This window comes from Bacillus salipaludis (genome assembly GCF_030938565.1).
GTDB lineage: Bacteria > Bacillota > Bacilli > Bacillales > Cytobacillaceae > Neobacillus > Neobacillus salipaludis_A.
In genome coordinates this window covers 1657218-1669333 of the sequence record NZ_JAVGVR010000001.1, presented here as the reverse complement: position 1 = coordinate 1669333, position 12116 = coordinate 1657218, and the positions used below count along the sequence as shown (strand labels likewise).

Sequence of the window (12116 nt, the reverse complement as noted above, 5' to 3'; positions counted from 1 at the left end):
ATGAGACCTTTCCACAAACTAATTAGGAGAAAATGGGAAAGGGAGCGATAATCTTGAAAAAGGAAAAAGATAATTCAACTCAGCAAGATTTGGAATACGAAGGCCGTGACCAGGTTTTCCTTGATATCGACCGAATGATGAATGAGGGAATGTCCGGCGGATCTGTTCATGCTCGTTATGATTCCACCAATATTGAAGAAGCCCGTGACCTAAAAGAAGAAGAGCCCCCATATGAGGTTGAATAATCTTGGCTGAGCCGTTTTTCGGTTCAGCCTTTTTTCAGCTTTAAACTGTTATAATAAAAAAGGAACTGACAAAAATTTGATATGGGGAAAATGAACAATGTTAAATAAATTATTAGCTTTGTATGATGGAGCAGTTTTATTTCCTAAAAAACCTGATCGTCCATCAGAATCATTTCATGTCTTCTATAACCAGCATGAAAATGAATGGATTGGTATTCCAAAAGGATGCATAACGGATCAAGAATTCATGCTGCTAAAAACTCTTTATGAATGGATTGAATTCCCTATTATCCCGTCAAGTGATCTTTCAAAACGATGGTATGAATTTTTATTTACAAATGGACAACCTCCTTCTTGTGATCATGATATCCAAATTAGATTCATCCATTTCTACTTTAAAGGAAATGACTTGGACCAAACCGAGATTGAATCTGCATTAAAGGGATTTTTTTCGGAAGATGTAATCATCATTTGGGAAAATGGTAATAGTGGCATTTTGGTAGAAGAAAAGAACCAAATGTCCCTCCCGGAGAAAGATTTATTTACGATGTCCGAAACCCTTGAAAGTGACTTTTACGCAAAATCATTCTTTTATATTGGGAAATTCACCCCATTTACGAAAGGGCTTTCTTCGCAATTTTTGCGAGAAAAAGAATACTTTACATTCGGGCAAAATCATCTGACAGAAAGCAGCTTTTTTACCTTTCAACGTGTTTTTCCAGCCTTTCTAACCGTTCAGCTGCCAGATACACTCCGGGAGATGATTCATCAAGAATTGTCAGGAGTGTTTAATGAAGATCCTGATATGTATTTTACGATTAAAACCTTTCTAGAAAATAACTTAAATGCCAGCCTGACTGCAAAAAAATTATATATTCATCGAAACACGCTTCAATATCGAATCGATAAATTTATCGAAAAAACAGGGATTCAATTAAAGGATTTTTTCGGTGCCTTTACTGTCTTTCTAGCCTGTTTACTCTTCGAACATCGATCAAAGTAACATACTGCCCAAAAAAGCGTTTTCATTTTTTGTGCAACCTGTCTATATCGAATTTTCCCCTTTCTTTGTAAACTGAGAATAGAATAAATTGATTAGGGGAGGCAGTTAAATGGCTGAGTTAAAATTAGACCATATTTATAAAATTTATGATAATAAGGTTACTGCAGTTGAAGACTTTAACCTTCATATTGATGATAAAGAGTTTATCGTTTTTGTAGGTCCTTCCGGCTGTGGGAAATCAACAACGCTTCGTATGATTGCCGGTTTAGAAGAAATTTCAAAGGGAGATTTTTTCATTGATGGCAAGCGAGTGAATGATGTCGCTCCTAAAGATCGTGATATTGCCATGGTATTCCAAAACTATGCATTATATCCGCATATGACCGTTTATGATAATATGGCGTTTGGTTTGAAACTTCGTAAGTTTCCAAAGGATGAAATTGACCGCCGTGTAAAAGAAGCAGCCAAAATCCTTGGTTTGGAGCCTTATTTAACTCGTAAACCAAAAGCACTCTCCGGTGGTCAGCGTCAACGTGTTGCATTAGGTCGTGCAATTGTTCGTGATGCAAAGGTATTCTTAATGGACGAGCCATTATCAAACCTTGATGCTAAGCTTCGTGTCCAAATGCGTGCAGAGATTGCAAAGCTTCACCGTCGACTTAACACCACAACGATTTACGTAACCCATGACCAAACCGAGGCAATGACAATGGCGACTCGCCTTGTGGTCATGAAAGACGGTATTATCCAACAAGTTGGTTCACCAAAAGAAGTTTATGAAAAACCAGAAAATGTTTTTGTTGGCGGTTTTATCGGTTCTCCAGCCATGAACTTCTTAAGTGGGAAGCTTGAAGATGGAAAATTTGTCATTGGCAAAAACTCCATCGCCGTTCCGGAAGGTAAAATGAAATACCTTCGTGAGCAAGGCTATGTCGGAAAATCCATCATTCTAGGGGTCCGCCCTGAAGATATTCATGATGAGCCAGTATTCATTGAAGCTTCAATCGGTACAAAAATTTCTGCAAAAGTGGATGTGGCTGAATTAACTGGTGCGGAATTAATGGTTTATTCATCCATTGGCGAACAGGATTTTGTTGCCAGACTAGATTCACGCGCTGATGTTAAACCAGGAGATACCATTGAACTTGCATTTGATTTAAATAAAGCACATTTCTTTGATGTCGACAACGAATTCCGTATTCGACCAAACAATGAAAAATAGGTTCTTCTTTGGAATAAGCCCGTTTTATACGGGCTTATTCTTTTATAAATACAACTGTATCGGCTAAACAGGATGGGCATCGATATAGATGAGGGCACTTATTCCCTGAATATGAATCCGGATATCCATCTTCCATTTTCATTAAATCAATCTCCATATAAGGACTGTAGTCATCATAAAAATCCATCAGTCTTCCACTTTCTAACATAGGATCTCCGCAATTCGTGCATAGTAAGTATACTTCCCGTAATCCATTACATACCGGGCACACTGACATAGCTCTCACCCTTTAGGTTATAAGATGAAATTAGTTTGCTCGTTTTGGAAAACAAAAATAGTGGAATAAACTACCAATCACTCATTCGCATAAGCTTCTCATTTTTAAACATAATAGAGAATACAAAGCAACACAAAAACACAAACACACAGAAACACAGAAACATTTCAACGATGGGTTAGGCCAAGGCGGCAATGGTTCAACCATTATGGTTCAATTCCATACTGACCCCAAATTTATTAAGAGGAGTGTTATTCAACTATGGCAAGTAACAACAACTCTAATCAACTTTTAGTACCAGGCGTTCAACAGGCACTTGATCAAATGAAGTATGAAATTGCATCAGAGTTTGGCGTAAATCTTGGAGCAGATACTACTTCTCGTGCAAATGGATCTGTTGGAGGAGAAATCACAAAGCGTCTTGTTGCAATGGCTGAATCTCAACTTGGCGGCGGCGCATTCAACCGTTAATCAAAGGGTAATTTGGTAAATAAAAAAAATAAATAATATGGCTAAGCCCCCTCTTTCGAAGAGGGGGCTTTCATTTTAGACCATTTTTTCAGGTTTAATCCATTCATCAAATTGATCTGGAGAAACATAACCTGTTTTTTCAGCAGCTTCTTTGAGCGTGGTGTTTTCTTTAAATGCCAGTTTGGCTATTTCTGCAGCTTTTTCATAACCGATATGCGGATTTAATGCTGTGACCAGCATTAACGAATTTTCTACATGCTGCCTGATTATATCCACATTTGCCTCTATTCCTTTTGCACAGTTTTCGTTAAAGGAGCGCATTCCGTCAGAAAGTAATGTAATCGACTGAATTAAATCAAAGATAATCATTGGTTTGAACACATTTAATTCAAAGTTCCCCTGACTTGCAGCAAAGCCGATAGCAGCATCATTTCCAAAAATCTGGCAAACAACCATTGTTAAGGCCTCACTTTGAGTAGGATTTACCTTCCCTGGCATAATCGAACTTCCCGGCTCATTAGCAGGAATACTGATTTCACCGATACCGCTTCTTGGACCGCTGGCAAGCCATCTTATATCATTGGCTATTTTCAATAAATCGGCAGCAAGTGCTTTTAATGAGCCGTGAACAAAAACAATTTCATCATGACTGGTTAAAGCCTGAAATTTATTTTGTGAGGAGCGAAAGGGATGCCCCGTCAGCTCTGAAAGTTTTTCAGCCATTTTAGCTCCAAACTCGGGATGTGCGTTGATACCGGTTCCTACTGCTGTACCGCCAATCGCCAAGTCAAGTAAATATTGGCAGGCATCCGTGATCATTTTCTCATTTTTTTCAAGCATCGCTCTCCAGCCGCTTATTTCCTGGCCTAATGTTAGTGGAGTTGCATCCTGAAGATGAGTTCTCCCAATTTTAACTAATCCCTTAAAGGAAATCTCTTTTTCCTCTAGTGTGTTTTTTAGTTCTTGAAGCGAAGGAATTAAGTGCTCAATTAATTTCTTATAAGCGGCAATATGCATGGCGGTTGGGAAGGTATCATTCGAACTTTGTGACATGTTTACATCATCATTAGGATGTATTTTCTCTGCTTTCCCCTCCCCTTTTAGCCTTTCATTTGCACGATTCGCAATCACTTCATTTACATTCATATTCGTTTGAGTCCCGCTTCCTGTCTGCCAGACTGCCAGAGGAAAATGCTCATCATATTTCCCGTTAAGAATGTCATCACATACACTCTTGATGGCCTCCATTTTTGTTTCATTCAACTTTCCAAGTTGCCCATTTACCATTGAGGCTGCTTTTTTTATGTAGGTTAAAGCATAAACCATTTCTAATGGAATTTTTTCTCTTCCAATTTTAAAATTTTCCTTACTGCGCTGTGTTTGTGCCCCCCAGAACTTATCCGCAGGCACATGAACCTCTCCTAGTGTATCCTTTTCAATTCTGAAATTCTCCAAAAAACCCACCTCACTTGTTTTTTCCTCTACATATATATTCCCATTCTTATCCATTTTATTTATAAAAATGGTGGAGGGGGCTTGTGTTAAATTAAAAAACTGCAGACAATCTGTCTGCAGGCTTATACTTTCACGATGGTATATATAATATAATAAGATAGGATTAAAAAACTTCCGATTGTCAGCACTACAGAATACTCAGACATACACATGTCCCTCCTTATAAATATACTTAAACAATTTTAAGTTATCATAGGAAGCAGCGTAATCCTGTGATAAATATCAACAACTTTAAGGTTAGGAAGTGAACTTTTTGTGAACATTTGCCTTTTGGGAGCAACAGGGAGAGTGGGTTCGATTATTTTAGCTAACGCCCTTTCCGACCAACATGATGTACAAGCACTTGTAAGATATCCAGATAAACTATCCTTAAATAAGGATTCCCGGTTATCGATGATTAAGGGGAATGCTTTAGAAGAAAGTAAAATTGCTCAGGTGATCAAAGGTGCGGATGTAGTAGTTAGTGCCTTGAATACGGATGGCATGTCTACACTTTCTGATTCCATGCCACTGATTATAAAAAATATGAAGAGCGAAGGGATTAAACGAATCGTCACGATTGGTAGTGCCGGAATTCTACAAGCCCGTTCAGCACCTCAGCTTTATCGTTTTCAATCAACGGAATCAAAACGAAAAACGACCCGTGATGCTGAGGAACATTTACGTGCTTATTTAATTTTGAAAGAATCAGGCCTTGATTGGACGATTGTCTGTCCGACGTATTTACCGCTTGGTGAAAGAATCGGGCAATACCGCTATGAAAAAGATGTTCTTCCGAAAAATCCTTCGTCGATTTCTGTTTATGATACGGGTGATTTTGCCTATCAGCAATTGTTTCGTGAGGATTTTGTTGGTTTTCGGGTGGGGTTGACTTATTAGTTTTTATAAAAAACCTCTGTTAAACTTAGTTGTTGATTTCCGCTCCAGGATGCTCGCTTTCCGCGGGGCGGGCGGTGAGCCTCCTCGGCACTTGAGCGCCTGTAGGGTCTCACCTGTCCCGCTGCTCCCGCTGGAGTCTCGCACCTTCCGCTCCAATCAACGTTTTTAAAAATCAACATTGTCCTTTTACACAGCCTATAAGAAAGTAGGGAAACCTCTCTCGAGGCTTCCCCCTTATCAAACCGTACGTGCCCTATTAAGGCATACGGCTTACCAAATGTTACAATGTTTATCAAGAGGATGCATTCCAGGCATTTTGCATCTTTTGTAAGCGATGAGGGGTAAAATATTCCTCACCTTTTTCTTTTGCTCTTTTGACTTTGTATTGGAATCTTCTTTTTGCAGATTTACTCATATCGCTTAGGTATTGTTCTATAGTGTATCCGTAGGCTTTATTTAGATAAAGCCAATAGGATGGGATTAGTTTAATCTTTAAAAAGAATTCGTTATTCCAAAGGGTATTCATTCTCATACCTTTTCTTTGGGTTGGGTGCTTATGGATTAACGCAACACGCAGTCTTTTTCTTATATATCCATCAATTCGCTCAAGAATTTTCCTTATCCATCGAGTTCTACAGTGACTCTTTTGTCCGTATTCTTCGTTTGCTTTTACCGCTTTGATAATAGTCACATAGTAATTTACCTTACCTCTAATAATAGGATTTACCCGATTTATCCATTCTTCTTTGCTAAGAGTTAGGGATTTCCTAGTCTTTTCCTTGATTTTCAATCGAAAATCCCTGATGGATTCTTCCTTTGGTGTAACATTAAAGAAGGGTTTATTATCTTTCCTTCTCTTTGTCCAATGATGGAATGTGAACCCTAAAAAGTCAAAGTCGTCCTTATCAAAGTTGACAACTCTGGTCTTCTCTTTAGAGATTTCCAGTCCCAACTCAGCTAACTTATTCTTAGTTAAGGTAGCCGCCTTCTTGATTTCTTCGTTTGATTTAGCAAATAACAAGAAATCATCTGCATATCTGACAAATCGAATACCATTCAAGTCCCACTCCCAGTCAAGTTCATTAAGGTATACATTTGCAAGTAGTGGTGAGATGACGCCGCCTTGAGGTGTGCCATAGTCAGAATGGATAAGTTTCCCCTCTTCCATGTGCCCAGCCTTTAACCATTGTTCAACCAAACTCAGGACCGTACGGTCTGACACATATTTCTTTAAAACCCCAATCAGTTTATTATGGGGTATATTGTCAAAGAAACCTTTTATATCACAATCGTAAATATGGTTATATCCTTGTTCAATATTCCAGAGGATTATTTGCAGGGCTCTTTGTACCCCTCGATTCGGTCTGTATCCAACCGACCAGTTATGAAACAACAAATCTTCAAATTTTGGCTGTAGTACATTTACAATACTTTGTTGAACTATGCGGTCCCCGATAGTTGGAATACCTAAAGGACGTTTCTTTCCATTCTTCTTTGGTATGTATACTCTTCTGACTGGTTGAGCTTGGTAAGTCTTTGCTCTCAATTTGTTTAGAAGTTCCATGATGTTTTCTTGTAATTTGGCATCATAACTTTCAATTGTTTCTCCGTCGATTCCTCCTGCCCCTTTGTTTGCTTTAACTTGTTCGAAGCTTTGGGTTAATTTTCGGTCAAACAATATCTGCCCATATACACTGTGTAATTTAAACTTCCACTCTTGATTCATTGCGTATTCCACGCCTTTCCTTGATGTACATTCAAACGGTTTTACCGCAGTAACATGATTGTTTACATTACACCTAGTTAATGGCTTGGAGCCATAGGTCGTTCCCCTTCCGTTCACTCGATGTTATGGTCATCGAATTACTTCCGTACTATGAGAACGTCTGACTTCTCCACCCGTTCCTCGTCATTTCGGATTACCCTTATAGACTAGAACCCTGCCTGTTTGGTAAGGTGGAGACCTCACGGGGTTATCGCATTTCCCTTCTAGACATACCCTGCACCACCACGTTATAAGTCACATTTTCTCGCTCTGACTTCTAAAGAAAATGCCCCTTTAGCGGGCTTCCTCACTTTTCGAAGAGTCGCCAACTTATCCCGCCGCCGTGCTTCACACTTATTGCATTAGGGTCTATCTAGTTGCCTACGGGTCTCTCGACTTACCGCATCTCCTTCAGACAATACCTCACGGTATTGCCCTAGATTAAGCTTCCCGAGCTAGGTCAGTCTCCTCGGAGATGGACTTTCACCATCTGGGATTCAGTATCATCATCATCAACCAGTCGTTTCACCGAGATGACGTCTCTGTCAGATAATGAAAAGAAGAGTGTCGACAGATCAACACTCCATGCGACTGCCCGTCGCACAAAAAGGGAACCAACTTGGTTCCCTTTAAATCCTATCCTGCGAGCTCTTCTCCACCCTGCTGGAGCTGGTACATTTGATAGTATTTTCCTTTTAAAGCCATTAAATCATCATGAGAGCCTTGCTCGACAATCTCTCCCCGATCTAAAACAAGAATCTGATCCGCATTTCGAATCGTTGAGAGTCGGTGGGCAATGATAAAAGTGGTCCTCCCCTTTTTCAGAACGTCCATCGCTTCTTGAATCAATGCTTCCGTCTCCGTGTCAATACTGGATGTCGCCTCATCTAAGATCAAAATTGCAGGATTAAAGACAAGTGCCCGGGCAAAGGAAATTAACTGACGCTGGCCGCTTGATAACGTACTGCCCTTCTCAATGACGGGTTCATCATAGCCTTTTTCTAAATTCTTAAACACCATTTCAGCGCCTACATCCTTTAAGGCTTTCTCCACTTTTTCCCGCGAAATCCCCGGGTCATCCAAACTTACATTTGAGGCAATCGTTCCCGTAAATAAATACGGATCCTGCAGAACAATCCCCATATGATTTCGAATCGTTTGCCGTGGAATACTTTCAATATCTTTTCCATCTATAGTAATTTTCCCCTTTTGGCAATCGTAAAAACGAAACAGCAAATTCATAATCGAACTCTTTCCTGACCCCGTATGGCCAACGAGCGCTACCGCTTCTCCGTGATTCGCTTCAAAACTAATATTCTTAAGGACGAATTCCCCTTCTTTGTAACCAAAGGAAACGTGATCAAACTTAATGTTTCCTTTGAACCTTGGGATTCGTTCCGTGCTGACATTTTCTCCCGGCTCATCCATGAGCTTGAATACGCGTTCGCCTGCAACCAATGCTTGCTCTAAATTCGCCAATTGGTTCACGATACCTTGAACAGGCTGGAACAGCCGATTCACATAGTCAACAAACGCATATAGCATACCAAGGGAGATGACGGCAGAAGGTGTCAGTGACTGCCCGCCAAAATACCAAATAAAAGCGACAAACACAAGATTTCGTAAAATCCCCACAAGATTATGGGAAGTAAGTGAATTTAAACTTAACAATTTGTTTTGAAATTTAAAATGCTCATGATTTAATTTTTCAAAATCAGCTTGTGTATGGTTTTCCCGGTTAAACGCTTGAATAATATTCATTCCCTGAATCGATTCATTAACCATTGCATTAATATCACTATTTCTTGAGCGAATAACCCGATTATACTTTGAGGCATATTTCCGATACACCAGCATCCAGGCATAAAGAATCGGTAATAATAACAGACAAATCGCAGCAAGCTTTACATTTAAGATAAACAGGGCAATATAGATGCCAGTAATATAAATAGCACTTGTAAAAAAGGTTGCCAATACCGTTACATATAGCTCACGGATGGCTTCTGTATCATTGGTAATTCGGGCCACCACTTTTCCCGCTGGAAGGTTATCAAAATATTGAATGGGTAACCTCTGGATATGACCATACACATCCTCGCGAATTTTTTGGATGATGCGGTTGGCTGACTTTTGCAGGAAAAATTTTTCACCGTATTGAAAGAAGGCCGATACCACCAATAATCCAAAATAAATAAGAATTAATTGAAAAATCCCCGGAATTTCGGGCTGATAAAAGGCAAGTAATTCACGGCCTTTAATAGTTTCTGCCTTGTATTCTGCTTTTTCATTCCCTTTTTTAATGGTTAAGAGTCCATTCTTAAAACTTCTTTTTCCATCAAAATCAATCTTTTGTTCGATAAATACAAATTTTGAACCGATTTGAAGAATACGGACGTGATTCCCTTTTTGTTCACCAGCCGAAAAATATTTTTCCCGTTTATAATATTTTTCGTGATAATTTACCGCCATTTTTCCTTTAGTGGTTTCATACCAATTTGATTCGATTCCCAATATATGCTGATCAATAATAGTCTTTGCAATAAACGGACCTGCCAAATCTGCCGCAACAGAAATCGTCAGCATCAACAGGGCAGCAATAATGATTTTTTTATACGAAAGCGCATATTGGATTAATCTTCTACCTGTAGTCATACTGACACCTCCTCGTCAGCTTTATTTTCAACTTGCTGGCGAATGAATTGTTCCTTATACCAGCCGTTTTGCTGCATAAGTTGTTCGTGTGTCCCTTCTTCTACGATGCTGCCTTCAGCAAGGACAATGATATGATCTGCATGCTGGACAGCTGACATTCGGTGGGTTGTAATAATCGTGGTTTTTTCCTGCCTAACTTTGCGGATATTCTCAATAATTCTTTTCTCCGTTTTGGCATCCACAGCTGATAAGGAATCGTCCAGAATAAGAATTTCCGGTTTTTTAATCAGGGCTCTGGCAATCGAAATTCTTTGCTTCTGCCCTCCTGAAAGAGCAACCCCTTTTTCGCCAACAAGTGTATTTAACCCATCCGGCAGCATTTGCAAATCCTTCCGGAAAGCCGCAAGCTCAATCGCTTCCTCTAAATCCATCTCATTTGCCTCTTTATTTCCGAATAGAATATTCTCTTTTACACTTCTAGAAAATAGAATATGATCCTGTGGAACATACCCAATCCAATTACGAACCTGAGCTAAGCTCAATTCTTCTATAGATGTCCCGGAAATGAATAAATCTCCTGTCCCGAGCGGGTATTGCCTTAGAAGCTGTTTAATAAAGGTCGTTTTGCCACTGCCGGTCTTTCCGACAATTCCAAGGGTTTGACCTTGGAGCAATTGAAGATTGATATTTTGCAGGTTATTAAATTTCGAAGAAGGATAACGAAAGTTTACCTCCTTATATTGAAGTGAGTTTGCTGAAAGAATCTCCTTTGGCTGTAGAGGATTTCCTACCTCTTCACGATAAGAAAGTGTTTCATTTACACGATCAAGTGAAGCATTTCCCCTTTGCATCACATTAATTAACTCACCGATGGCGAACATCGGCCAAATCAGCATTCCAAGATATACATTAAAGGATACAAGGTCCCCCAATGTAATGGCCTGATGGAACACTAAATAGGTGCCATACCCAATTCCTATTAAATAACTGATCCCAACTAAAACCTTGATGGTTGGATCGAATAAGGAATCAATCTTTGCTACTTTAATATTTTTATAAAATACATCTTCGGTTAATTGATGGAATCTTGCTGCATCAGCTTTTTCCTGGACATAGGCACGAATAACCCGGACTCCGGCAACAGATTCGAGGACGCGGTCGTTTAACTCTCCAAAGGCATCCTGTGCTTCCATAAAACGGGTGTGTATCCTTTTTCCATAAATCTGCATCAGGACCGCCATAACTGGTAGAGGAATAATTGCAGCCAAGGTTAATTCCCAGCTGATGAAAAAGCCCATCGTCAGGAGGAGGGTCAGCATCCAGGCACTGGAATCCACCAAAGTAAGAATCCCGAAACCCGCTGTAATGGAAATGGCCTTTAGGTCATTCGTTGCCCGAGCCATCAGGTCTCCTGTACGATTTTTCTCATAAAATGCCGGAGTCATTTTTAAAAGATGCCTCATAAACTTGGACCGTAGTTTTCTTTCCACCAGGAAGGCACCGCCGAATAATTGATACTGCCAAACATAGGTAATTCCATAGGATGAAACCATAATCACTAATAGAATTCCTAGGTATTGTAAAATTTTATTTTTACTCATTTCACCGAAATGAATATCATCTATCGCCATTCCAATTAATTTGGGTGGAAGGACATCCAATATACCGACGAAAATTAATAGAAAGATTGCTATAGTATACCTTTTCCTGTTTTCTTTAAAAAACCAGCTTAATTTTTTTAACACCGAAAACATCGCTGTATTCCTCCTTTTGGTTGTTTAACTAACCGCCATCTAGCTCATTTTTGTTATTTTCAATTCTCATTCCTAAAAATTTAATCATCACCTATTCCTCCTTGTTTTTTTTAATGAAGGCTCTGTTAATTTTAGTTGTTGATTTCCGCTCCAATCAACGTTGTTCAAAAATCAAAATTCTCCTTTAACACAGCCTAAATGAAAATAAAAAGAGGCATACCGCTGTTGTGCAGTATGCCTCTGATTAAAAAAAGAGACAAAAAAACACACATTACGCATCGGAAAAGAAACGTAACCTGTGTTGTTCGTAAAAAAATTCAATCAAAGGAAAGG

At 39.4% G+C, this 12116-nt stretch carries 10 protein-coding genes; 5 read left to right on the top strand and 5 right to left on the bottom strand.

Features of this window, described 5'->3' with window-relative positions:
- The first annotated feature begins 53 nt into the window (after positions 1–53).
- From RCG21_RS08130 to RCG21_RS08120, 3 genes are all read left to right on the top strand, one after another.
- Positions 54–245: a hypothetical protein gene (locus RCG21_RS08130; protein ID WP_372512604.1), complete on the top strand. Its 192-nt coding sequence runs from the start codon at positions 54–56 to the stop codon at positions 243–245.
- A gap of 97 nt (positions 246–342) precedes the next feature.
- Positions 343–1248, top strand: coding sequence for a PucR family transcriptional regulator (locus tag RCG21_RS08125; RefSeq protein WP_133332749.1), 906 nt, complete (start codon positions 343–345; stop codon positions 1246–1248).
- A gap of 109 nt (positions 1249–1357) precedes the next feature.
- Positions 1358–2470, top strand: coding sequence for an ABC transporter ATP-binding protein (locus RCG21_RS08120; protein WP_026574434.1), 1113 nt, complete (start codon positions 1358–1360; stop codon positions 2468–2470).
- Between the two features lie 34 nt (positions 2471–2504).
- Here RCG21_RS08120 and RCG21_RS08115 read toward each other — a convergent pair whose 3' ends face one another.
- A complete protein-coding gene (locus RCG21_RS08115; protein WP_308913059.1) occupies positions 2505–2657 on the bottom strand; it encodes a hypothetical protein in 153 nt (50 codons plus the stop codon).
- A gap of 351 nt (positions 2658–3008) precedes the next feature.
- Here RCG21_RS08115 and RCG21_RS08110 point away from each other — a divergent pair, with 351 nt between their 5' ends.
- A complete protein-coding gene (locus RCG21_RS08110; RefSeq protein WP_026574432.1) occupies positions 3009–3218 on the top strand; it encodes an alpha/beta-type small acid-soluble spore protein in 210 nt (69 codons plus the stop codon).
- 75 nt (positions 3219–3293) lie between these two features.
- On the opposite strand, the gene fumC is transcribed toward RCG21_RS08110, so the two are convergent.
- Positions 3294–4673 (bottom strand): class II fumarate hydratase, encoded by a 1380-nt coding sequence (gene fumC / locus RCG21_RS08105; RefSeq protein WP_133332751.1) that lies wholly within the window; start codon positions 4671–4673, stop codon positions 3294–3296.
- 315 nt (positions 4674–4988) lie between these two features.
- Between fumC and RCG21_RS08100 the strand changes: the two genes are divergently transcribed.
- Positions 4989–5612 (top strand): NAD(P)-dependent oxidoreductase, encoded by a 624-nt coding sequence (locus RCG21_RS08100; protein ID WP_308913058.1) that lies wholly within the window; start codon positions 4989–4991, stop codon positions 5610–5612.
- 292 nt (positions 5613–5904) lie between these two features.
- Here the strand turns inward: RCG21_RS08100 and ltrA are convergent, their stop codons facing one another.
- The 3 genes from ltrA to RCG21_RS08085 all read right to left on the bottom strand — a co-directional run bounded on the left by ltrA (position 5905) and on the right by RCG21_RS08085 (position 11783).
- Positions 5905–7338 carry a group II intron reverse transcriptase/maturase gene (gene ltrA / locus RCG21_RS08095; RefSeq protein WP_133340727.1) on the bottom strand — a complete coding sequence of 478 codons (1434 nt, stop codon included), beginning with the start codon at positions 7336–7338 and terminating at the stop codon, positions 5905–5907.
- A gap of 675 nt (positions 7339–8013) precedes the next feature.
- Positions 8014–10029 carry an ABC transporter ATP-binding protein gene (locus tag RCG21_RS08090; RefSeq protein WP_308913057.1) on the bottom strand — a complete coding sequence of 672 codons (2016 nt, stop codon included), beginning with the start codon at positions 10027–10029 and terminating at the stop codon, positions 8014–8016.
- Positions 10026–11783 carry an ABC transporter ATP-binding protein gene (locus tag RCG21_RS08085; RefSeq protein ID WP_133338436.1) on the bottom strand — a complete coding sequence of 586 codons (1758 nt, stop codon included), beginning with the start codon at positions 11781–11783 and terminating at the stop codon, positions 10026–10028. The genes RCG21_RS08090 and RCG21_RS08085 overlap by 4 nt, the downstream gene beginning before the upstream one ends.
- Positions 11784–12116 lie beyond the last annotated feature (333 nt).

Excerpts from the sequence above, each read along its gene's own strand:
- RCG21_RS08090 (WP_308913057.1), bottom strand. The coding sequence starts at position 10,029 with ATGACTACAGGTAGAAGATTAATCCAATATGCGCTTTCGTATAAAAAA.
- ltrA (WP_133340727.1), bottom strand. The coding sequence starts at position 7,338 with ATGAATCAAGAGTGGAAGTTTAAATTACACAGTGTATATGGGCAGATA.
- RCG21_RS08115 (WP_308913059.1), bottom strand. The coding sequence starts at position 2,657 with ATGGATTTTTATGATGACTACAGTCCTTATATGGAGATTGATTTAATG.
- RCG21_RS08120 (WP_026574434.1), top strand. The coding sequence starts at position 1,358 with ATGGCTGAGTTAAAATTAGACCATATTTATAAAATTTATGATAATAAG.
- RCG21_RS08085 (WP_133338436.1), bottom strand. The coding sequence starts at position 11,783 with ATGTTTTCGGTGTTAAAAAAATTAAGCTGGTTTTTTAAAGAAAACAGG.
- RCG21_RS08110 (WP_026574432.1), top strand. The coding sequence starts at position 3,009 with ATGGCAAGTAACAACAACTCTAATCAACTTTTAGTACCAGGCGTTCAA.
- RCG21_RS08125 (WP_133332749.1), top strand. The coding sequence starts at position 343 with ATGTTAAATAAATTATTAGCTTTGTATGATGGAGCAGTTTTATTTCCT.